The sequence below is a fragment of the Pseudomonas serbica genome, from assembly GCF_028823535.1.
Classification (GTDB): Bacteria; Pseudomonadota; Gammaproteobacteria; order Pseudomonadales; family Pseudomonadaceae; genus Aquipseudomonas; species Aquipseudomonas serbica.
Map to the genome: position 1 here is coordinate 66,949 of NZ_JAQIYM010000018.1, position 19,715 is coordinate 86,663.

A 19,715-nucleotide genomic window follows, 5' to 3' on the forward strand; every position below is an offset into this window, starting at 1 on the left:
GATTTGTAGATGTCGCAAAGCAAAGATCGCAGCCTACGGCAGCTCCCACAGGGCTGGCGAAGGCTGCGATCTTTTTTACAGAATCAGGCCTGACGCTGGTGCTTGTCGATCTGCTCGTGACGTTCTTGAGCTTCGATGCAGTACTTGGTGGTCGGGCTGATCAGCAGGCGCTTGAGGCCGATCGGCTCGCCGCTGTCATCGCACCAGCCGAAGCTGTCTTCCTTGATGCGTTCCAGGGCTTGTTCCAACTGGGGCAGCATGCGCTGATCACGGTCGATCGCGTTCACCAGCCAGGTGCGCTCTTCTTCGACGGAAGCGGCGTCAGCCGGGTCCGCCGGGGTGTCCAGGCTTTCGATGGCGATGCGGTTCTGCTCGATGCGCTCGTGGGTTTCGACTTTCATGTTCTGCAACAGCTCAGAGAAAAAAGCATGTTGCTCGGCATTCATGTAGTCATCCGCCGGCATGGCCAGCAACTTGTCCTTTGTCATTGATATCTCTATAAAAAAACGTGCATTAAGGCGAATTAGGGAGCGTTGCGGCGGACCATCGAAGGTCATCGCAAAGGCGCCGTTTATACCAAGCGCCACCCGGCACTCAATTTACGAGGGGCGGCAGTCTAAGGCCGACTTGAGGCCTCAGCAACTGAAAAGACAGCGAATTTGTCCGACAAAGCCTCGAAAATGCTCTAAGGCAGGCATCCAGGCGGATATCGGAGTGCGTTTATAGCAAGAAATTCAATCCTGCACAGGTATATGCAAGACAAACCGCTGAGCTGCATGCCCCCTGGTTGCAGGTCGACCGGGCTCAGCTAAGGTTGTGGCTCGGCAAATGGCTATCTAAAGGAGCGGTTACATGAAGCTGATCGGCATGCTGGATTCACCTTACGTTCGACGCGTTGCCATTTCGGCCAAGCGCCTGGGCATCGCCCTGGAGCAGCAATCGGTGTCGGTGTTCAGGACCTTCGAGCAGTTCCAGCAGATCAACCCGGTGGTCAAGGCGCCTACCCTGGTGCTCGACGATGGCGAGGTGTTGATGGATTCGACGCTGATCATCGACTACCTGGAAGCCCTGGCCGAACCTGGCCGCAGCCTGATGCCCCAGGGCATCGAGCAACGCCTGCGCGCACTGCGCCTGATTGGCCTGGCACTCGCGGCCAGTGAAAAGTCGGTGCAGCTTTATTATGAGCGCAACCTGCGCCCGGCAGAGATCCAGTTCCAGCCTTGGGTGGATCGCGTCGAGGGGCAATTGGCGGCGGCCTATGCGGCGCTGGAATGGGAGCTGGAAAAGCAGCCGCTGCCGAGTGACGGCTCGATTGGTCAGGATGGCATCACACTGGCCGTGGCGTGGAGCTTTACCAACCTTGTGGTGCCGGATCAGGTGGATGTCGCGCAGTTTCCGCGGATTGCTGCCTTTACCGTTTATGCCGAGGGGCTTGAGGCGTTTGTTGCTACGCCGATTGATGGATGAATTTATAGCGCCTGACTTGGCCTCTTCGCGAGCAAGCCCGCTCCCACAGTGGAACGCATTCCCCCCTGTGGGAGCGGGCTTGCTCGCGAAGAGGGACTGACATTCAACATCAATTCAAATGGATATCCCTAAATAAAAACGCCGCTCCTGCGCAAGGCAGGAGCGGCAGAGGCACAAGCCCCAGTAGATCAGTGCATGAACAGAGCGATCAGGATGATGATCGGGATAGGTACACCAAGAAAGAACAACAGTAATGAACGCATGATGATTCTCCTGGGTTAACGAATCGGAGCAGTAGTGACGTAGGTGTCGGTTTCCACATACACCACGGCATCCCGGCGACGGCCACCGAAGGTCGCGGCAAGGCTGGCGAAGAACGCACCGGCCAGCAGCGCTACAAACATCCACAAGGTGGTCCAGGCAGCGACTTTGGCGGCGGTGTCAGCAGCCTGTTGCGCCGCCAGCTTGGCGTCGGCCACGGCTTTTTGCGTACGGGCATAAACCTCGTCGACTCGACGTTCCGCGTCCGCTTGTGTCAGGTTGGTCCGCTGGGCCACCAGTTGTGCCAGGTAGGTGCGGTCTTCAGGGGCCAGTTGACCGTCGCTCAGGGAGCGCACGAAAATGCGCGTCACAGTGCCTCGGGCGGCGTCATCGCTGACGGCGGCCGGACGGTCATCGCGAAACAGGCTGTCGATGTAGTAGCCGTACTGATCGCTGTCGGTATTGGCTGCCGCGGTGCCTGCCGCCTGGGTCACGGCGTTGGCGGCGCCACCGGCGACCTGCGCCCCGGCTTGCACCCCGCCACTGACGATGCTGCTGACCGAGCCGGCCACCAGGGTCGCTGTCACCAGGGTCGCTACGCACCAGGCGAGAAAGCCGTGGGCAGTGTCACGAAAGTAGACTTCATCGCCATGCATGTAAGCCCACTTCACCCGCAACCGGCCCGCGATGTAGCCACCGGCCCCGGAAGCGATGATTTGCGTGACGGCCAGCCAGACAATCGTCGATATGCCCAAGCCCTTGGCGCTCATGCCTTCATTGGCCCACGGCGAAACCGCCGAGAACCCCAGGCCGAAACCGAGCAGCACCAGGATCAGCGATAATGCCGCAGCCGCCGCGGCCCCGGCGAAGATCGCCCCCCAGGACACGCCAGACACCGTGCTCGACTCATCCGTGGCGGGATAGAAACCCTCAGAGGATCTATTCATTGTTGTATCGCTCCAGGCAGAAAGATGGTGTTACAAGTCTCGAAAGAGCAATTGCAGTCACCGTGCCAGTCGCGGGGTTTTAATAAATCCTGATTTTTCAGCGAGTTAGAAAGTTTGAACTTCCCCGATCCATGCAATATGCAAGGAATGGGTATGCTCGGCGGGTTTTATGCATTGATCAGGAAGATCAAAAGATCACAGCCTGCGGCAGCTCCTGGGGATATGTTTCAAATGAACTTTTATTTAGGAAGCCTGCGAGCAATTCTTGGCAAAATGCTCTCCACTCTGTTTTGAATCGAATATCAGGCCAACTCCATGACCCGCATCTTGACCATCGAAGACGACGCCGTGACCGCCCGGGAAATAGTCGCCGAACTGAGCAGCCACGGGCTCGACGTCGATTGGGTCGACAATGGCCGAGAGGGCCTGGAGCGTGCGGTCAGCGGCAACTATGACCTGATCACCCTCGACCGCATGCTGCCCGAACTCGACGGCCTGGCGATCGTCACCACGCTGCGCACCATGGGCGTGGCCACGCCGATCCTGATGATCAGCGCCCTCTCCGACGTCGACGAGCGCGTGCGCGGCCTGCGTGCCGGCGGTGACGATTACCTGACCAAACCCTTCGCCACCGATGAAATGGCCGCCCGTGTCGAAGTCCTGCTGCGCCGCCAGAACACCGTAACCGCGCAAGCGACCACGCTGCGGGTGGCGGATCTGGAACTGAACCTGATCAGCCACGAAGCCAGTCGCGACGGCCAGTTGCTGACGCTGTTGCCCACCGAGTACAAGCTGCTGGAATTCCTGATGCGCAACACCGGGCAAATCCTCTCGCGGATGATGATCTTCGAAGAAGTCTGGGGTTATCACTTCGATCCCGGCACCAATCTGATCGACGTGCACATCGGCCGCCTGCGCAAGAAGATCGACCCACCTGGCAATGTTCCATTGATTCGGACGGTGCGAGGCTCGGGTTATGTCATTGCCGAACCCGTCTAAAGGCTGGCGCTCCTCCAGCAGTCGCCTGCTGGCGCTGTACAGCGCGTTGTTCGTGCTATGGAGCGGGATTCTCATGGGGGTCATGTACTACGAGGTCTCCGCCTACCTGGACAACCTGGCCAAGCATTCGCTGATGCAACGCCAGCACCTGTTCTCGCGCTTTGAGGGTGAGCAACTGGTGGACGCCCTCGCCGTCAGCATGACCTTCGATATCCGCGGTCTCGACGCCTATGGCCTGTTCGACAGCCAGCATCGCTACCTCAGCGGTGCGCTGAACCATATCCCGCGCGGCTTGCCGCTCGACGGCAAGATCCACATGCTCAGCGACTGCGCCGACTCCGACGACCCGACGCTGCCCAACGACAGCTGCGACGCCGTGGCGACCAAGACCCGCGATGGTCTCTGGCTGATACTGGTGCGTGACAACGGCTCGCTGTTTGCCGTGACGCGGATCATTTTGCACGCGCTGTTCTGGGGGGTGACCCTGACCATCCTGCCAGGCATCGTCGGTTGGCACCTGTTGCGCCGCCGCCCCTTAAGGCGGATTCGGGCGATCCAGGGCAGCGCCGAAGCCATCGTCGCCGGCGACCTGACCCGACGTTTGCCGCTGTCCAATCGCCGCGACGAACTGGACATGCTCGCCGCCATCGTCAACGCCATGCTCGAACGCATCGAGCGCCTGATGCACGAGGTCAAGGGCGTGTGCGATAACATTGCCCACGACCTGCGTACCCCCCTGACCCGCCTGCGCGCGCAGCTCTACCGCATGCAACAACAGGCCGGCGAAGGCTCGGCCCAAGCGGCACAACTGGACCTGGTACTGGGCGAGGCGGACACGCTGATGGCGCGCTTTCGCGGCTTGCTGCGCATTTCCGAGCTGGAGGATCGCCAGCGTCGATCCGGGTTCGTACAGCTCGACCCGGTGCCGTTGCTGCAGGAACTGCATGACTTCTATCTGCCCTTGGCGGAAGACGACGGCCTGACATTTGAACTGCAACTGCCGGAGTGGTTGCCGCCACTCAATGGCGACCGCGCCTTGCTGTTCGAGGCGGTGGCCAATTTGTTGAGCAACTCGATCAAATTCACCCCGCCCGGTGGCCAGGTGATTTTGCGCGGGGTCAATGAAAGCGGGCATACCCGCATCGAAGTACTGGACTCCGGCCCGGGTATTCCAGAGGCCGAACGGGTGGCGGTGTTCCAGCGCTTCTATCGCGCCGAGGCGGGCAACCAGAAAAGCGGTTTCGGCCTGGGCCTGTCAATCGTCGCGGCGATTGTCAGCCTGCACGGGTTTACCCTGGAAGTGGGCAGCAGCGAACTGGGTGGCGCGCGGTTGATGATCGATTGTCGGCAGAGTTTGATTCCACCGGCCTGACCCAACGCGCCCCTTTGTAGGCGCTGGCTTGCCAGCGAAGACAGACTGTCTGGCACCACGAGGCTGAATGTGCCGCCGCCTTCGCCGGCAAGCCAGCGCCTACAAGTGTGCGGGGTCAGGCGGGATAGTTGGCACGCAGGGCCTCGAGGCCACCCTGATAGATCCCGGTGAACAACGCCACCACTTCCTCATCGCTAACACCCACCGGCTCAAACCGACCGGACCAGGTCACCCGCGCCCCGTCGCCCCGTGCTTCGACCTTGATCGTCGCCAGGTACTGAGTGGCCGGAAACGGCGCCTGCTCGATCGAGTAACTGTAGGTCTTGCCCTCGTTGTCGAAGGTTTGCAGACGCTCGATCACCACCGCGCCGTCCGCCGTCTGCAGGCTGCGCACCCGCCCGCCTTCGCTGAGCTCACTCTTGGGAATGAACGGCAGCCAGTCCGGCAGCGAGTTGAAGCCGCCGATCAATTGCCAGACCTGGTCGGCCGAGGCCGGGATGTCGATGGTTGCTGATGCTGTTGCCATGTAAAGCACTCTCTCGATTAATAAGGTTCAGATCGCCATGCTGTCGACGACGCCGCCGTCGACTCGCAATGCCGCGCCAGTGGTGGCCGAGGATAGCGGCGATGCGATATACGCAACAAGGTTCGCCACTTCCTCGACATTCGCCACGCGCTGGATGATCGACGTCGGCCGCTCCTTGCGTACAAAGGCGTCGGCTTCTTCCTGGACGCTGCGACCGGACGCGGCAATGGCATCCTTGAGCATCAGCTCCACGCCGTCGGTCAAGGTCGGGCCTGGCAGGATCGCATTGACCGTAACCCCGGTGCCCGCCAGCCGCTTGGCCAGCCCGTGGGACACCGCCAGGTTGGCGCTTTTGGTCACGCCGTAGTTAAGCATGTCCGCGGGGATCGCAATCCCGGATTCCGAAGACAGGAAAATCACCCGCCCCCAGCCCTGCTTGACCATGTCCGGCACGTAATGCCGGGACAGGCGCACGCCGGAGATCACGTTGACCTCATAGAAGCGCGTCCACTCGCTGTCGGGCGTGTCGAAGAAATCCACCGCGTTGTAGATGCCCAGGTTGTTCACCAGGATGTCTGCCCGTGGTTCGGCGGCGAACAGTTTCTCGGCGCCTTCGGCGGTACCGAGGTCGGCCGTCAGCCCGCGCAGCTGCGCACCGGGCACCTGCTGGCGAAGGCTCGCCAGCGCCTGCTCGACCTTGGCCGACTCGCGGCCGATCACCACCACGGTGGCACCGGATTCGGCCAGTGCCTTGCTGATGCCCAGGCCAATGCCGGCGGTGCTGCCGCTGACAATCGCCAGTTTTCCACTCAGATCGATTTTCATGCTCAAGCTCCAATGATCGGCAAGGGTGCGCGCTCGGACACCAGTTTCGCTTCACGCATCGCTTGCCAGAAAGCGGCGGGAATCACCGCCGACAAGGCCGCCACATCTTCAGCAATTCGCTCCGGGCGACTGGCGCCGGGAATCACCGCGGCCACGGCCGGGTTGGCCAAGGAGAACTGCAACGCCGCCGCCTTGATGTCGACACCATGGGCCGCCGCGATGCGCTTGATCTGCTCGACCTTGCTGACGATCGCCGGGCTGGCCTTCTGGTATTCGAAATGCGCGCCACCGGCCAGGATGCCCGAACTGTAAGGGCCGCCGACCACGATCTCGACGTTCTGCGCCCGCGCCGCGTCCATCAAGCGCTGCAAGGCGCGCTCATGGTCGAGAAGAGTGTAGCGACCCGCCAGCAGAAAACCGTCCGGCTGCGCTTCACTCAGATCAAGGGTCAATTCGCACGGCTCGACCTTGTTCACCCCCAGGCCCCAGCCCTTGATCACGCCTTCTTCGCGCAAGCGGGTCAGCACCTTGAAGGCGCCGGTGCGGGCCTGGTTGAAGTACTCCAGCCACTGATCGCCGTAGAAATCCTGGGCGATGTCATGCACCCAGACGATGTCCAGGCGATCGGTTTTCAGGCGCTTGAGGCTGTCTTCGATCGAACGCAGGGTCGCGTCGGCGCTGTAGTCGTTGACGATCTTGTTCGGGCGGCCGTGTTCGAACACCCCGTTCTTCTCGCCCAGGTCGCGGGCCGCGGCGTCTTCGACTTCATCGAGGATCACCCGGCCGACCTTGCTGCTGAGCACGTAGTCGTCGCGGTTGTAGCGGGACAACGCCTCGCCGAGGCGAATTTCCGACAGGCCCGAACCGTAGAACGGCGCGGTATCGAAATACCGCACGCCGGCCTCCCAGGCAGCGTGGACGGTGGCTTGCGCTTCTTCCTCGGGAATGGCGCGGAACATGTTGCCCAATGGCGCGGTGCCAAAACCCAGGGCACCGGGCAGTTTGTCTTTCAAGCTCATAATCAATTGCTCTCGAATGCTGGTTAACCCTGCAGAAGCCTGCTCCTACAGGGAACGGTTATTTGCCTTACCGATGAGCAGATCCTAGATTGCGATCATCGGACCGTCCAAGACATAATATGCAGCACTTGAGTCCCCAGAGGTCTGACATGATCGACATCCGCCAATTGCGCTACTTCGTCGCCGTCGCCGAGGAAGAACACGTCGGTCGCGCCGCCGAACGCCTGCACATTTCCCAATCGCCCCTGAGCCGGCAGATCGCCCAGCTCGAAGAGCGCCTGGGCCTGACCCTGTTCGAGCGCAGCCAGCAACGCATCCGCCTGACCCGCGACGGCCAGACCTTCCTCGCCGAAACGCGTGCCTTTCTGACCCACGCCAGTCGCCTGGAGTCCCTGGGTAAACGCCTGGGCCGCGGCGAAGAAGGCGGCCTGTGCATCGGCTACATCGAAAACGCCATGCACGCCGGCGTCCTGCCCAATGCCTTGCGCGTGCTGCGGGTCGATCGGCCGAACGTGCACGTCGCACTGTACAACCAGAGCTCCGCTGAGCAACTCGAAGGCCTGCGTCAGCGTAGTCTGGATATCGCCCTGGTCAGCGAACCGCCGACAGACGACGACCCCGACCTGCTGGGCTTCCAGGTGCTGGACGACCCGATGCTGCTGGCCCTGCCCGAGCACCATCCGCTGGCGCAGCAGGCCGTATTGACCCCGGACGATCTCGCCCACCAGGAATGGATCGGCGTGCAGCACCACCAGAATGTCAGCAGCCGCGAAAACTTCGTCAGCGCCTGCATCCGCGCCGGCTTCACCCCGGATATCCGCATGGAAGCCACAGGCCCCTTCACCGCCATGGCCCTGGTGGCCTCGGGCTTGGGCATCGCCATGATTCAGAAAGGCTTGAGCCGCAACGCACCGCCGGGCGTGGTGCTGCGAGAAGTGCCGTGGATTACCCTCACGAGGCCGCTGTGGGCGGCGTGGCACCGGATCAATTTGCGGCCGTTGGTGGAAACGTTCAGGAAGGTGCTGACGGAGCCGGGTGCGACTGACGGAAATCCGTCGGTTGAATGCAATCCCTGTGGGAGCGGGCTTGCCCGCGAAGAGGGAGTGTCAGACAACACTGATGTCGCTTGACACACCGCCATCGCGGGCAAGCCCGCTCCCACAGGTTGCGCATCTCTCCTGAGGGTTTGGTGCTTTACTGAAAAGACTTCAAAGCCCTGTGAGCCCCCACCATGAACCGCAACGACCTGCGCCGCGTGGACATGAACCTGTTGGTGATTTTCGAAACCCTGATGTTCGAGAAGAACCTGACCCGGGCCGGGGAGAAGCTGTTCCTCGGCCAGCCGGCCGTCAGTGCGGCGCTGGCGCGGTTGCGCGATCTGTTCGACGATCCGCTGCTGGTGCGCAACGGGCGGGTGCTGGAGCCAACCCCGCGGGCCCTGGTGATTCTCAAGGAGCTGCAGCCGGCGATGGACACCATTTCCGGGGCAGTGAGCCGGGCCAAGGATTTCGACCCGTCGATCAGCCGCGATGTGTTTCGCATCGGCCTGTCCGACGATGCCGAGTTCGGCCTGTTTCCGCCGCTGCTCAAGCAGATTCGCGAGGAAGCGCAGAACGTCGTGGTGGTGGTGCGCCGGGTCAATTACCTGTTGATGTCGTCGATGCTCGGCAGTGGTGAGATTTCCGTCGGCATCAGCTACACAACGGAACTGCCGGCCAATGCCAAGCGCAAGAAACTGCGGGATTTGAGCGTCAAGGTCCTGCGCGGCGATGACCGGCCCGGGCCACTGACCCTGGATGAATTCTGCGAGCGTCCCCATGCGCTGGTGTCGTTTTCCGGCGATTTGAGCGGCGCCATCGACAATGACCTGGCGCGCATCGGCCGGTCACGCCGGGTGGTGTTGGCGGTGCCGCAGTTCTCGGGCCTGCGGGCGTTGCTGGCGGGCACCGACATGCTGGCCTCGGTGCCCGACTACGCCGCCTGCGCGCTGATCGATGGCAGCAGCCAGCTGCGTGCCGATGACCCGCCGTTCGATATCAACCTGTCCGAACTGTCCATGGTCTGGAACGGCGTCAACGATAACGATCCGGCAGAACGTTGGTTGCGCTCGCGAATAGTGGAGCACATGTCGGCGCCACTGCCGGGGCATTGAGCGGGTTGAAGTGCGGGTCAGTCTCGCGCAGGTAGATCGGCAGGTCCGTCATCGGCGGCATCGCCGGGATTTCGAAATACATCTGGATCACCCAGCCCCGGTGATAGCTTGCGTGGTTGACCACGTGCATCAGCATCGCGCCGGCACTCATGGTGCCGCTTTCGCCGGAAACGAAGGTGAACCTCAGGGGTTTGTCCAGCGAGGCATCGGTCTGCTTCGCGCTCCAGTTGCAGTACCAACGATCCACATCCTGTTGCGCCAGGCGCAGTACCGCCAGTTCAGGGTGTATCAGATCATGGGAGGTCTTGAAGCCGTGCCCTCGGCCTTCGAGGTGAGCCTGCCAGATTCGGTCCACCACATAAATATGATTGAGCGTGCCGATGATGTTCTTGAAGACCCCGGCGCGTTCTTTTTCGACTTCCCCAGGCGGCAGTTGCGCCAGGTTCTCGAACAGGCGCTGGTTGGCCCATTGCTTGTAATCGGCAAGCATGCAGGCAGTGCGTACGTTGATCATCAGACTTCTCCGATGGCGAAGAGCACATCTTCCAAGGATAGCGCTATCCGCGGGCTGTGGCGCAGCCGCTGATCATCGGTCCTCCCCCTGTGGGAGCGAGCCTGCTCGCGATGGTCGTCAACGATAACGCGGGGTACCTGACACCCAGCGGCACTCTCAGGTTCATCGCGAGCAGGCTCGCGTCTACAAGTGCGCCACCACCCGCTCGGCCAGCGCCAGGCAACTGGTCAGGCCCGGCGATTCGATGCCGAACAGATTCACCAGGCCCGGCACTCCATGTTCGGTAAATCCGCTGATGCGGAAGTCGGCGGCAGGCGCCGTCGGGCCGGTGATTTTCGGGCGAATACCGCTGTAGGCCGGTTGCAGGCTGGCATCCGGCAAGCCTGGCCAGTAGCGGCGAATCGCTTGATAAAAGCCGTCGGCGCGTGCTGGATCCACGCGGTAATCGAGCCTGTCGACCCATTCCACATCCGGGCCGAAACGCGCCTGGCCGCCAAGATCGAGGGTCATGTGCACACCCAGCCCGGCGCTTTCCGGCGCCGGGTACACCAGGTGCCGGAACGGCGCGCGACCGGTGAGGCTGAAATAACTGCCCTTGCACAACCGCGCCTCGGGCACGTATTGCGCTGGCAGGCCGACGATGCCGCTCGCCACTTCGGGCGCGGACAACCCCGCGCAGTTGACCAGCTCGCTGCAGCTCAGGGTCATGGGCTCGGCGCCGCCCATCTGCAGTGTAAAACCCGGTTCGGTGCAGCGGGCCGACAACAGCGGCGTATGAAAGGCCAGGGACGCGCCCCAGGCTTGCGCATCGGCCTGCAACGCCAGCATCAGGCCATGGGAATCGACGATGCCGGTGGACGGAGACCACAGCGCCGCCACGCAAGCCAACTCAGGTTCCAGCTCATGCGCCTGGCAGGCATCCAGCCATTGCAGGTCATCGACGCCATTGCGCCGGCCTTGCTCCAGCAAACCCTGCAGCGCCACGCGCTGCACATCGTCGGTGGCCACGATCAGCTTGCCGAGGCGCTGATAGCTGACGCCACGTTCGTCGCAGAATGCGTAGAGGCGTTGCTTGCCCTCCACGCACAACTGAGCCTTGAGGCTGCCGCCGGGGTAATAGATACCGGCGTGGATCACTTCGGAATTGCGCGAACTGATGCCCTCGCCAATCCCTCCGCCGGCCTCGACCAGGATCACTTCGCGACCGCTCATGGCCAGGGCCCTGGCCACCGCCAGGCCCACTACCCCGGCCCCGACCACCACGCAGTCGACATCAACGCTCATCAAACCAGCCCTCGTTCCCGGTAATCGATCAGGCTGGAGAATATCGCCAGCAGCATGGCCATGACCACGAAGAAGATCAGCACCAGGAAATACGAGCCGGTGAACTGCACGATCAGGCCGATCAGGATCGGCACGATCACCCCGGCCATGTTGCCGCAGAAATTCATGGTGCCGGCCAGTACACCGGTTTTCGAGGTGCCGCCGAGGATCGACGGAATGCACCAGTACATGCCGCACCAGCGAATGAAAAACATCGCCAGGCAAAGTAGACCGATCGCCTGGCTCGCCTGGGCGGTGTAGGCCGTCGCCAGCATGCACAGTGCCGCGACCAGCGCCGATCCGCTGAACATGCTGCGCATCACCAGGTTGGGCGAGGCGCCGCTGGATTTCCATTTGTCCCCCAGGTAGCCGCCGACCAGTTCGCCGATGAAACCACACATGAAAATCAGGAAGGTCGCGCCGCCCATGCCGGAAATATTCAGGCCATGGGTCTGGTGCAGGTAGCTCGGCATCCAGGTCAACAGGCCGTAGAACACGCTGAGGATGCAGCAGTAACCGGCGAACATCGCCAGCACCGAACGGTCCTTGAGCAGTTCCTTGAACGGGATGCTGGTGACTGCACCTGGCTGGCTGACCGTGGCGTTGCCTGCGGTGATGTGCGCCAGTTCAGCGGCATTGACACCGGGGTGTTCGCCGGGGTGATTGCGAATGTATTTCCAGGCCAGCACGCCGGCGAGCATGGTGCCGACCCCGGCGATCACGAACGCGATGCGCCAGGAGTCGAACCAGCCAATCAGCCCGGCAATGATGATCGCACCGAAGGCACTGCCCAGGGGCGCACCACCATCGACCAGCACCGCACCGCGGCCGCGTTCGTTGGGGGTCAGCCAGGCGCCGTTGAGCTTGGCGCCGGCGGGCATGATCGGCGACTCGGCGACGCCCAGGCCCATGCGCGTGATCAACAGGGTGACCCAGTTGTGCGCCCCGGCGGCCAAGGCCTGGAACGCGCCCCAGGCGATGGTTGCGACGACGATGACGCGACGGGTGTGGAACCGGTCCAGCAGCATGCCGCCAGGAATCTGCATCAAGGCGTAAGACCAGAAAAACGCGCTGAGCATCAAGCCTTCGAGGGCTGGCGGGATCTGGAACTCGCTGGAAATCAGCGGCAACGCCACCGACAGCGAGGCGCGGTCGATGTAGTTGATCGCGGTCAGCAACAGCATGATGAGGAATATCCGCCAACGCACGTTGGTGGCACGTTCGGTTGCGGGCGTGGCTGGCAACGCCAGGCTTTCGGCACTCGGATTGTTCATGTGGGGCGCTCTTATTGTTCTGGAGACGAGCTGCCCAATGCCTGTCAGTCAGGACGCGGAACCTGTGGGAGCGGGCTTGCTCGCGAATGCGGTGTGTCAGACACATCAACTTCGACTGACACTCCCTCTTCGCGAGCAAGCCCGCTCCCACAGGTACAGCGTTTTGACAGACAGAATCAGGCAAGCGGCCCCACTCTAATCACGCCCCCGAGTGCTGAATAATGATGGGATCTGATTGGGGGATCACCAACGGTCATCCCCCTGCGATCAGAACGTACCGGGGTAACTGCCGCCGTCCAGCAACAGGTTTTGCCCGGTGAGGAAACCGGATTGGGCGCTGCAGATGAAGGCGCAATAAGCCCCGAATTCATCCGGCTGGCCGAAGCGCTGGGCCGGGACGTTCTTGCGCCGCTGTTGGGCGATGCTTTCAACGCTGGTGCCGTTGGCCTGGGCGGCGGCATTCAGGGTCTTGTGCAGGCGTTCGGTCTCGAACGGCCCCGGCAACAGGTTGTTGACCGTGACGTTGTTGCCCGCCAGTCGCGCCTGCCGGGCCAGCCCGGCGATGAACCCGGTCAGGCCACTGCGGGCGCCATTGGACAGACCGAGAACATCGATTGGCGCCTTCACCGCGCCGGAAGTGATGTTGACGATGCGCCCGAAACCGCGCTCGGCCATGCCATCGACACAGGCCTTGATCAGCTCGATGGGCGTGAGCATGTTGGCATCCAGCGCCTTGAGCCAGTCTTCACGTTGCCAGTCGCGAAAATCTCCCGGTGGCGGCCCACCAGCGTTATTGACCAGGATGTCCACCTGCGGACACGCCGCCAGCACCTGTTCGCGCACCGCAGGTGTACTGATGTCCCCGGCCACGGTGCGCACTTCGATGTTCGGCGCCAAGGCGCGCAACTCATTGGCAGCGGCCTGCAAGGTGTCGTTGCCCCGGGCGTTGATCACCAGGTTGACGCCCTCCTTCGCCAAGGCCCGCGCACAGGCCAGGCCCAAACCCTTGCTGGCGGCACAAACAATGGCCCAGCGCCCCGAAATACCCAAATCCATGACGATGCTCCTGACGGTTCAAAGCGCCCACGTTACCACCCAGCCCCCATCGTTCGGGGGATGACAAAGAGTGATCGGTGTATCAGGCCTTTTCATTATCGACAGCCAGCGGGGCTCATTACTGTTGCGGGACCAACAAGAAAACCGGAGGCCCACATGAACCCGTTCCAGTTTTATTTCCCCACGACCTTGAAGAGCGGCAACGGCCTGGTGCGTCAGGCCGGCGCATTGCTCAAGCCCCATGTTCGAAAAAAACTGCTGGTGGTCACCGACGAAGGCCTGATGGCATCGGGCGTCATGGAAAGTTTTTTCGCCTCGCTGGCCGACAGTGACATTGGCTACGAAGTGTTCGCCGGGGTCGAACCGAATCCCACCACGGATGTGCTGGAACGTGCCGTCGCCTTCCTGAAGAACCACGATTGCGACTCGGTGATCGGCGTCGGTGGCGGCAGCAGCATCGACACCGCCAAGGGTGTCGCGGCCATGGCCACCAACCCAGGCAACATTCTCGACTACGAAGGCTACGACAAACTACTGCACCCGCCGCTGCCGATCTTTGCCATTCCAACCACCTCGGGCACCGGTAGCGAGTGTACGGCTTCCACGGTGTTCACCAACACCAGGACACTGTTCAAGACGGTGATCATCAGCCCGGCATTGTTCCCCAAACTGGCGATTCTCGACGCCGAACTGACCCTCAAGCTGCCGCCGTCGATCACCGCCGCCACCGGCATGGATGCCCTGACTCACGCCATCGAATCCTACGTTTCGAAGCAGGCCAACCCGATCAGCCAGGCCTTGGCCCTGCATGCGATCAAGTTGATTTGCACGCACCTGCCCAAGGCGTTTTTCAGCGGCTCGGACCTGCACGCGCGGGAGCAGATGCTACTCGCTTCGTTCCTCGCCGGAGTCGCGTTCGCCCAATCGAAACTGGGCAACGTCCATGCGATTTCCCACACCTTCGGCGGCGTGTTCAACATCCCCCACGGCATCGCCAACGCCACGCTGCTGCCTTACGTAATCGAATACAACCTGCCGGCCTGCCCGGAGTTGTTCCGCGACATCGCCATCGCCATGGGCGAAGACGTCAATGGCCTGAGCACTGCCAGTGCCGGGCGCAAGGTGGTGGAGCACGTGATGGCGCTGAACGAGGCCATTGGCATCCCGGACAACATCAAGGACCTGGGCGTGGACCTGGACTACATGCCGCAAATGGTCAGCGACTCGATGCGCAGCGGCAACGTGCTGGTCAACCCGCGCCTGACCAACGCTGCCGATGTCGAGCGAATCATCAGCAACGCCTTCCACGGCATTCATTCCTGAGAGACAAACCCCATGTTCTACGAGATGCGCACCTACACCCTGAAGATCGGCACGATGCAGACCTACCTCAAGCACTTCGAGGAAAACGGCCTGCCGGTGATTTCCCGCTACGCCACGCTGGTGGGCTGGTGGTACAGCGAATTCGGCGAGCTGAACCAGGTGATCCACCTATGGGCCTACGAGAGCCTGGACGAGCGAATCAACAAGCGCGCCGCGCTGTACCAGGACCCGGACTGGCTCGAAGGCTTCGTGCCCATCGCCTTCCCCATGCTGGAAAAAATGGAATCGAAGCTGCTGATGCCGGCAGCGTTTTCACCCATCCAATAATCCCTGCCCCGACCTGACAGGCAAAACGAAAACCTGTAGGAGCTGGCTTGCCAGCGAAGAGAGCGTGCCAGTCGACACTAGTGTTGGCTGACAATCCGCTTTCGCTGGCAAGCCAGCTCCTACAGGTTCCGTTCAGGACATGGGTCCCGCTGCAGCTCATTGATCAGCAGGGTCGCCGCCGGGGACAGATTGGCACCGGCCCGACTGATCACGCCATAAGGCTCGATCAGCGCACGCAAGGACACCGGCAGCTTGACCAGCAGGTCGAACTGTTCGCAGAACCGGGCCACCTCCACCGGGATCACCGCGAGCAACGTCGGGTCCTGTTGCACCAGCAAAATGGTGGCGAAGGTCGACGAGGTTTCCAGTGGATAACGCGGTATCTCCAGCCCTGCCTCGTTCATTTCCCGCTCCAGGGCCTGGCGCATCGGCATGTCCTTGGGGTAGACCACCCAACGGTAATCGCTCAATTGCGCCAACTGCAACGACTCGGCGCGGGCCAGCGGGTGATCCTTGCTGGCGACCACGGCCAGGGGTTCTTCGCTCAATTCGATACAATCATAGGCATCCGAACGCTGGCCGACACTGGTTCGACAGATGGCCAGGTCCAGTCGCCCCTGATCCAGTAATCCGAGCAAAGTGGCGCTGGTGTTTTCCACCAGCTCCACCGACAGCTCCGGTTGCTTGAGCCGCAACTCGGTCAGTGCCCGGGTCAGCAACGGCACCGCGCCCATGATCACTCCAACCGACAGCCGTCCGCCCTGGCCGCGCATGATGCTGACCATTTCCTCGCGCAGATGCTCCACATCGCTGTAGATCAGCCGCGCATAACGAATCATGCAACGTCCCATTTCATTGGCCACCAGGCCTTTGGGCTGGCGATCGAATAACGGCATGCCAAGCAGCGACTCGACCTCCTGCAAGGCCTTGGTGGCGCCGGACTGGGAAATCGAAATCTGCTCGGCGGCCTTGTGCAGCGAGCCGCGGTCATCCAGCGCGATCAACAACCGCAATTGTTTGAGGCGTAGCCGCGAAGCGATGCTGCCAAGGGACGGAACCCTGTCTGTGTGTGCTCGATTCAATGTGCAGATCCATCAAGGCCCACGCCGAGCGCCGTCGACGCGGGCAAAAGGTTCGCTAGCGAACCATCAGGGTACACAGCCCTCTTGTTCGGAAACAGACAGGTACTGACAATTCAATTGTTCCGGATTTTCACGACTGGGCGAACTTCAGGCTATCCGGCCACATGCCATGAACACCTCAATTGCGGACAACCGAGCAACTGCGGTAGCGCTAATAAAACGGCTCAAGGCATCGACTCGGGAACTCCTGACGACAGTCATGCATCCTACAGGTGTGGTACTTCCTTTTTGCATCACGCCTTCAGAGGACACCGTCATGCGCCGTCTGATTATCATTTCTTCCCTTGCACTGTGCTTACCGTTCGGCTCCGCGATGGCCGATGTGGACGCAAAAGATGTCGCCACCTCGGCCGGGGTTTCCGCCTCGCTGTATTCGACGTTCAAGGATGACAAGCTGATGATTCCCGCGCGGGATGACGCCTCCAGCTTCGTGGCCAGTGATGGCGCGATTCGCGGCGTTTACCTGGAGCAGGTTCTGCAGCGGGTTCGCCAGGAACATCCCGACCTCAGCAGCGCCAGCGACGAAGAACTGGCCCGCGCCATCCTTGTCCAGGAAGGCCAATAACCGAGATCAAAAGATCGCAGCCTCTGGAAGCGAGGCTGCGATCTTTTAATCAACGATAACGCGCAGCCGGCGTCGAGTTGCCAAACAACCCGGACAACACCTGGCGCTGGGCTTCATAACGAGCCCACTGCTCACCATCGTGCAAGCCCGGAAGGGTGACCACTTCCCCCTGCTCCAGCCCCACCAGCGCCGCATCGACCATGTCTTCGGCGGACATCACGATCTCCTGCGGCAGGTTCTCCACCGGGTTGCCGGCTTCGCTCCAGAAATCGGTGGCGGTCGCGCCCGGCAGTACGGCCTGAATGCGCACGCCTTTGTCGGCCAGTTCGCGGTGCATCGATTGGCTCAGGCCGAGGACAAATGCCTTGGTCCCACCGTATACGCCGTTGAGGATTTCCGGGGCAATGGCGACGATCGAGGAAATGTTGATCACTGTGCCGGCGCCCCGTGCAACGAAGCCAGGCGCCACCGCATAGGCCAGGCGTGTCAGCGCGGTGATATTAAGGGTGATCATGTCCTCCATGTCATCCACGGGGCTGCCGAGCAACGGCATGACCGCGCCGACGCCGGCGTTGTTGACCAATAACGTGATGCTCGCGTCGCTGCGCAGGATCTGTTCGACCCGCCGCAAGCCAGCCTTGTCTTTCAGATCCGCAGCGACCACCTCCACAGCGCGGCCGGTCTGGTCGCTCAGGCGATTGGCCAAGGTGTCGAGTTTTGCCTGGCTGCGAGCGACCAGGATCAGGTCATAACCCTGCCGGGCGAGACGATCGGCGTACACCGCGCCGATACCCGAAGAGGCGCCAGTGATCAGTGCAGTGCCTTTGGGAGAGAGAGCCATGTTCAGTTTCCTTCACAGTGAGGCGAGACAATCGCCAGGTAGGAACCGTTATAAATTGACTCGCGCTAGTCTCAAATGACGTTTAATCTACGTTTTTCGGACATGGCGTTCTGAGGACCAGGCGATGATCAGCGTGGCGTTTGTGGTTTTCGAGGGTTTCCAGTCCATGGCGCTGGCGGCCATGCCGGTGTTCGAATACGCCAACTTCAGCGCTGGCGAAGCCTTGTATGACGTGCGGGTACTGTCCGAAGACGGGTCTACCTTGCGCGCTTCCGGTGGCCTGAGTGTCGGCACCGAAGCGTTCGGTGAGCGGGTGTTCGACACCGTGATCGTGGTGGGCGGCGACGCCATCCTCGAACAGGCACCCGAGGGCGTGCTTGACTACGTGCGGGCCAGTGCCAGGACTGCGCGCCGCACCGCCTCGATTTGCTCCGGGGCCTTTGTCATGGCCCAGGCCGGACTGCTCGAGGGCCGCCGGGCGACCACGCACTGGGCCTATGCGCGGCAACTGCAGGAACGCTTTCCAGCGATCAAGGTGGAAGCGGACCGGATCTACGTGACCGACGGTTCGATCTGGACCTCCGCCGGCATGACCGCCGGTATCGACCTGGCACTGGCCATGGTGGAAAAGGACCACGGCGCCGAACTCGCGCGCGCCGTGGCGCAGAAACTGGTGATGTACCACCGCCGCGCTGGCGGCCAGTCACAACACTCGGCGCTGCTGGAGCTGGCGCCGAAATCCGATCGCATCCAGACCGTCCTCGGCTACGCCAGGGAACACCTCGCCCAAACGTTGTCGGTTGAACAACTGGCGCAAGTGGCGCGCCTGAGCCCGCGCCAGTTCAGCCGGGCATTCCGCGCCGAAACCGGCCAGTCGCCAGCCAAAGCCATCGAAAACCTGCGCCTGGAAGCGGCACGGCAGATGCTCGAACGTGGGCGCCTGACGCTCGAGCAGATCGCCCTGGAAACCGGTTTCCTTGATCCCCGGCGCATGCGTGAAGCCTTTCTTCGAGCGTTCGGGCAGCCGCCGCAGGTGATCAGACGCAATGCGCGGTCAGAGGTACAATGAAAGATGTGCTCTGAGTGGTGGAGACATCATGAAAATCTCGGCCAAACTGGCATTTTTCGCCATCGTTTCTACCCTCGCCTATCTTTGGCTGGCGATTTGGGGACTGGGTGGTTTTGCAGCGTTTTTCTCCCATGCCGCCTTGGTGGTGGTTGTACTGGCGACCCTCGCCATGGTCCTCGCTTCGCTGTTTACCGAGGTCAACTTGAGTTCCGGCGAGCGCGAGGACAGGGCCAATCGCTGGGTGCTGCCGGCCTTCGGGGTGATCGGATTGTTGAGCGGGTTCTTGCCGGCCTACACCGACCGGATCGACTTCTGGACCTTTGGTGGCGAAGGCGTACGTTGGCTCGGCGCGCTGCTGTTCATCATCGGCGGCGCCCTGCGGCTTTGGCCAGTGTTCGTGCTCGGCAAACGCTTCAGCGGGCTGGTGGCGATCCAGCCGGGCCACCGCCTGGTGACCGACGGCATTTATCGCAAGCTGCGTAACCCCAGCTACCTGGGGATGTTGGTGATTGCCGTGGGTTGGGCCCTGGCCTTTCGCTCGGGGGTGGGGCTGTTGCTGGCGGCGTTGACGGTGATTCCGTTGATTGCACGGATCCACTCGGAAGAGGCGCTGCTACGGGCACAATTCGGTGGTGAGTATGAGGCTTATTGCGCCCGCAGCTGGCGGTTGATCCCCAGAGTTTACTGAGACACACACATCCACTGTGGGAGCG

Annotated in this window: 21 protein-coding genes; 10 read left to right on the forward strand and 11 right to left on the reverse strand. The window is 61.8% G+C overall.

What is annotated here, in order from left to right:
- Positions 1-83 precede the first annotated feature (83 nt).
- On the reverse strand, positions 84-488 hold the full coding sequence (locus tag NQL71_RS25805; RefSeq protein WP_007935965.1) for a TraR/DksA family transcriptional regulator: 405 nt from the start codon (positions 486-488) through the stop codon (positions 84-86).
- A gap of 364 nt (positions 489-852) precedes the next feature.
- On the opposite strand from NQL71_RS25805, the gene NQL71_RS25810 reads away from it, so the two are divergent.
- Positions 853-1,467: a glutathione S-transferase gene (locus tag NQL71_RS25810; RefSeq protein ID WP_274643564.1), complete on the forward strand. Its 615-nt coding sequence runs from the start codon at positions 853-855 to the stop codon at positions 1,465-1,467.
- A 278-nt stretch (positions 1,468-1,745) separates the two neighbouring features.
- On the opposite strand, the gene NQL71_RS25815 is transcribed toward NQL71_RS25810, so the two are convergent.
- Positions 1,746-2,675, reverse strand: coding sequence for a hypothetical protein (locus tag NQL71_RS25815; RefSeq protein ID WP_166619279.1), 930 nt, complete (start codon positions 2,673-2,675; stop codon positions 1,746-1,748).
- Positions 2,676-2,990: 315 nt separating this feature from the next.
- Here NQL71_RS25815 and NQL71_RS25820 point away from each other — a divergent pair, with 315 nt between their 5' ends.
- Together NQL71_RS25820 and NQL71_RS25825 are read left to right on the forward strand one after the other, a co-directional pair.
- Positions 2,991-3,674: a response regulator transcription factor gene (locus tag NQL71_RS25820; RefSeq protein ID WP_020796732.1), complete on the forward strand. Its 684-nt coding sequence runs from the start codon at positions 2,991-2,993 to the stop codon at positions 3,672-3,674.
- The gene (locus NQL71_RS25825; protein ID WP_046817586.1) at positions 3,652-5,046 is read left to right on the forward strand and encodes a sensor histidine kinase; all 1,395 of its coding nucleotides are present in this window, start codon (positions 3,652-3,654) and stop codon (positions 5,044-5,046) included. Before NQL71_RS25820 ends, NQL71_RS25825 begins: the two co-directional genes overlap by 23 nt.
- Positions 5,047-5,161: 115 nt before the next feature.
- On the opposite strand, the gene NQL71_RS25830 is transcribed toward NQL71_RS25825, so the two are convergent.
- The 3 genes from NQL71_RS25830 to NQL71_RS25840 are packed head-to-tail and all read right to left on the reverse strand — an operon-like array spanning position 5,162 to position 7,416.
- Positions 5,162-5,572: an SRPBCC family protein gene (locus NQL71_RS25830; RefSeq protein ID WP_077186054.1), complete on the reverse strand. Its 411-nt coding sequence runs from the start codon at positions 5,570-5,572 to the stop codon at positions 5,162-5,164.
- A gap of 27 nt (positions 5,573-5,599) precedes the next feature.
- Positions 5,600-6,397: an SDR family NAD(P)-dependent oxidoreductase gene (locus tag NQL71_RS25835; protein ID WP_046817588.1), complete on the reverse strand. Its 798-nt coding sequence runs from the start codon at positions 6,395-6,397 to the stop codon at positions 5,600-5,602.
- A gap of 2 nt (positions 6,398-6,399) precedes the next feature.
- Positions 6,400-7,416, reverse strand: coding sequence for an aldo/keto reductase (locus NQL71_RS25840; RefSeq protein ID WP_046817589.1), 1,017 nt, complete (start codon positions 7,414-7,416; stop codon positions 6,400-6,402).
- Positions 7,417-7,565: 149 nt separating this feature from the next.
- Here NQL71_RS25840 and NQL71_RS25845 point away from each other — a divergent pair, with 149 nt between their 5' ends.
- Positions 7,566-8,546, forward strand: coding sequence for a LysR substrate-binding domain-containing protein (locus NQL71_RS25845; protein ID WP_248687363.1), 981 nt, complete (start codon positions 7,566-7,568; stop codon positions 8,544-8,546).
- A 101-nt stretch (positions 8,547-8,647) separates the two neighbouring features.
- Complete coding sequence (locus tag NQL71_RS25850) at positions 8,648-9,568, forward strand: LysR substrate-binding domain-containing protein (protein WP_077186050.1); 921 nt, start codon at positions 8,648-8,650, stop codon at positions 9,566-9,568.
- Here NQL71_RS25850 and NQL71_RS25855 read toward each other — a convergent pair.
- The 4 genes from NQL71_RS25855 to NQL71_RS25870 all read right to left on the reverse strand — a co-directional run bounded on the left by NQL71_RS25855 (position 9,489) and on the right by NQL71_RS25870 (position 13,735).
- Positions 9,489-10,082, reverse strand: coding sequence for a DinB family protein (locus NQL71_RS25855; protein WP_046817598.1), 594 nt, complete (start codon positions 10,080-10,082; stop codon positions 9,489-9,491). The genes NQL71_RS25850 and NQL71_RS25855 overlap by 80 nt on opposite strands.
- 183 nt (positions 10,083-10,265) lie before the next feature.
- The gene (locus NQL71_RS25860) at positions 10,266-11,366 is read right to left on the reverse strand and encodes an NAD(P)/FAD-dependent oxidoreductase (RefSeq protein ID WP_274643565.1); all 1,101 of its coding nucleotides are present in this window, start codon (positions 11,364-11,366) and stop codon (positions 10,266-10,268) included.
- On the reverse strand, positions 11,366-12,679 hold the full coding sequence (locus NQL71_RS25865; protein WP_274643566.1) for an MFS transporter: 1,314 nt from the start codon (positions 12,677-12,679) through the stop codon (positions 11,366-11,368). The genes NQL71_RS25860 and NQL71_RS25865 overlap by 1 nt, the downstream gene beginning before the upstream one ends.
- A gap of 267 nt (positions 12,680-12,946) precedes the next feature.
- Positions 12,947-13,735, reverse strand: coding sequence for an SDR family oxidoreductase (locus NQL71_RS25870; RefSeq protein WP_248687361.1), 789 nt, complete (start codon positions 13,733-13,735; stop codon positions 12,947-12,949).
- A 156-nt stretch (positions 13,736-13,891) separates the two neighbouring features.
- Between NQL71_RS25870 and NQL71_RS25875 the strand changes: the two genes are divergently transcribed.
- Positions 13,892-15,058 (forward strand): iron-containing alcohol dehydrogenase, encoded by a 1,167-nt coding sequence (locus NQL71_RS25875; protein WP_166619283.1) that lies wholly within the window; start codon positions 13,892-13,894, stop codon positions 15,056-15,058.
- A gap of 12 nt (positions 15,059-15,070) precedes the next feature.
- Complete coding sequence (locus tag NQL71_RS25880; protein WP_046817603.1) at positions 15,071-15,385, forward strand: NIPSNAP family protein; 315 nt, start codon at positions 15,071-15,073, stop codon at positions 15,383-15,385.
- A gap of 119 nt (positions 15,386-15,504) precedes the next feature.
- On the opposite strand, the gene NQL71_RS25885 is transcribed toward NQL71_RS25880, so the two are convergent.
- Complete coding sequence (locus NQL71_RS25885) at positions 15,505-16,467, reverse strand: LysR family transcriptional regulator (RefSeq protein WP_077186044.1); 963 nt, start codon at positions 16,465-16,467, stop codon at positions 15,505-15,507.
- Between the two features lie 316 nt (positions 16,468-16,783).
- Between NQL71_RS25885 and NQL71_RS25890 the strand changes: the two genes are divergently transcribed.
- The gene (locus tag NQL71_RS25890; protein ID WP_046817605.1) at positions 16,784-17,092 is read left to right on the forward strand and encodes a DUF2388 domain-containing protein; all 309 of its coding nucleotides are present in this window, start codon (positions 16,784-16,786) and stop codon (positions 17,090-17,092) included.
- 49 nt (positions 17,093-17,141) lie between these two features.
- Here the strand turns inward: NQL71_RS25890 and NQL71_RS25895 are convergent, their stop codons facing one another.
- Positions 17,142-17,933, reverse strand: a complete 792-nt coding sequence (locus tag NQL71_RS25895) for an SDR family NAD(P)-dependent oxidoreductase (protein ID WP_248687359.1) — start codon at positions 17,931-17,933, stop codon at positions 17,142-17,144.
- A gap of 124 nt (positions 17,934-18,057) precedes the next feature.
- Here NQL71_RS25895 and NQL71_RS25900 point away from each other — a divergent pair, with 124 nt between their 5' ends.
- The gene (locus tag NQL71_RS25900; RefSeq protein ID WP_077186042.1) at positions 18,058-19,002 is read left to right on the forward strand and encodes a GlxA family transcriptional regulator; all 945 of its coding nucleotides are present in this window, start codon (positions 18,058-18,060) and stop codon (positions 19,000-19,002) included.
- 28 nt (positions 19,003-19,030) lie between these two features.
- A complete protein-coding gene (locus NQL71_RS25905) occupies positions 19,031-19,690 on the forward strand; it encodes a methyltransferase family protein (RefSeq protein WP_046817608.1) in 660 nt (219 codons plus the stop codon).
- The last annotated feature ends 25 nt before the right edge of the window (positions 19,691-19,715 follow it).

What these genes read in the sequence shown, in the direction of transcription:
- NQL71_RS25830 (WP_077186054.1), bottom strand. Translation starts at nt 5,572, where the DNA reads ATGGCAACAGCATCAGCAACCATCGACATCCCGGCCTCGGCCGACCAG.
- NQL71_RS25825 (WP_046817586.1), top strand. Translation starts at nt 3,652, where the DNA reads ATGTCATTGCCGAACCCGTCTAAAGGCTGGCGCTCCTCCAGCAGTCGC.
- NQL71_RS25805 (WP_007935965.1), bottom strand. Translation starts at nt 488, where the DNA reads ATGACAAAGGACAAGTTGCTGGCCATGCCGGCGGATGACTACATGAAT.
- NQL71_RS25860 (WP_274643565.1), bottom strand. Translation starts at nt 11,366, where the DNA reads ATGAGCGTTGATGTCGACTGCGTGGTGGTCGGGGCCGGGGTAGTGGGC.
- NQL71_RS25875 (WP_166619283.1), top strand. Translation starts at nt 13,892, where the DNA reads ATGAACCCGTTCCAGTTTTATTTCCCCACGACCTTGAAGAGCGGCAAC.
- NQL71_RS25835 (WP_046817588.1), bottom strand. Translation starts at nt 6,397, where the DNA reads ATGAAAATCGATCTGAGTGGAAAACTGGCGATTGTCAGCGGCAGCACC.
- NQL71_RS25815 (WP_166619279.1), bottom strand. Translation starts at nt 2,675, where the DNA reads ATGAATAGATCCTCTGAGGGTTTCTATCCCGCCACGGATGAGTCGAGC.
- NQL71_RS25855 (WP_046817598.1), bottom strand. Translation starts at nt 10,082, where the DNA reads ATGATCAACGTACGCACTGCCTGCATGCTTGCCGATTACAAGCAATGG.
- NQL71_RS25820 (WP_020796732.1), top strand. Translation starts at nt 2,991, where the DNA reads ATGACCCGCATCTTGACCATCGAAGACGACGCCGTGACCGCCCGGGAA.
- NQL71_RS25850 (WP_077186050.1), top strand. Translation starts at nt 8,648, where the DNA reads ATGAACCGCAACGACCTGCGCCGCGTGGACATGAACCTGTTGGTGATT.
- NQL71_RS25895 (WP_248687359.1), bottom strand. Translation starts at nt 17,933, where the DNA reads ATGGCTCTCTCTCCCAAAGGCACTGCACTGATCACTGGCGCCTCTTCG.
- NQL71_RS25900 (WP_077186042.1), top strand. Translation starts at nt 18,058, where the DNA reads ATGATCAGCGTGGCGTTTGTGGTTTTCGAGGGTTTCCAGTCCATGGCG.
- NQL71_RS25905 (WP_046817608.1), top strand. Translation starts at nt 19,031, where the DNA reads ATGAAAATCTCGGCCAAACTGGCATTTTTCGCCATCGTTTCTACCCTC.
- NQL71_RS25845 (WP_248687363.1), top strand. Translation starts at nt 7,566, where the DNA reads ATGATCGACATCCGCCAATTGCGCTACTTCGTCGCCGTCGCCGAGGAA.
- NQL71_RS25890 (WP_046817605.1), top strand. Translation starts at nt 16,784, where the DNA reads ATGCGCCGTCTGATTATCATTTCTTCCCTTGCACTGTGCTTACCGTTC.
- NQL71_RS25865 (WP_274643566.1), bottom strand. Translation starts at nt 12,679, where the DNA reads ATGAACAATCCGAGTGCCGAAAGCCTGGCGTTGCCAGCCACGCCCGCA.
- NQL71_RS25880 (WP_046817603.1), top strand. Translation starts at nt 15,071, where the DNA reads ATGTTCTACGAGATGCGCACCTACACCCTGAAGATCGGCACGATGCAG.
- NQL71_RS25810 (WP_274643564.1), top strand. Translation starts at nt 853, where the DNA reads ATGAAGCTGATCGGCATGCTGGATTCACCTTACGTTCGACGCGTTGCC.
- NQL71_RS25840 (WP_046817589.1), bottom strand. Translation starts at nt 7,416, where the DNA reads ATGAGCTTGAAAGACAAACTGCCCGGTGCCCTGGGTTTTGGCACCGCG.
- NQL71_RS25870 (WP_248687361.1), bottom strand. Translation starts at nt 13,735, where the DNA reads ATGGATTTGGGTATTTCGGGGCGCTGGGCCATTGTTTGTGCCGCCAGC.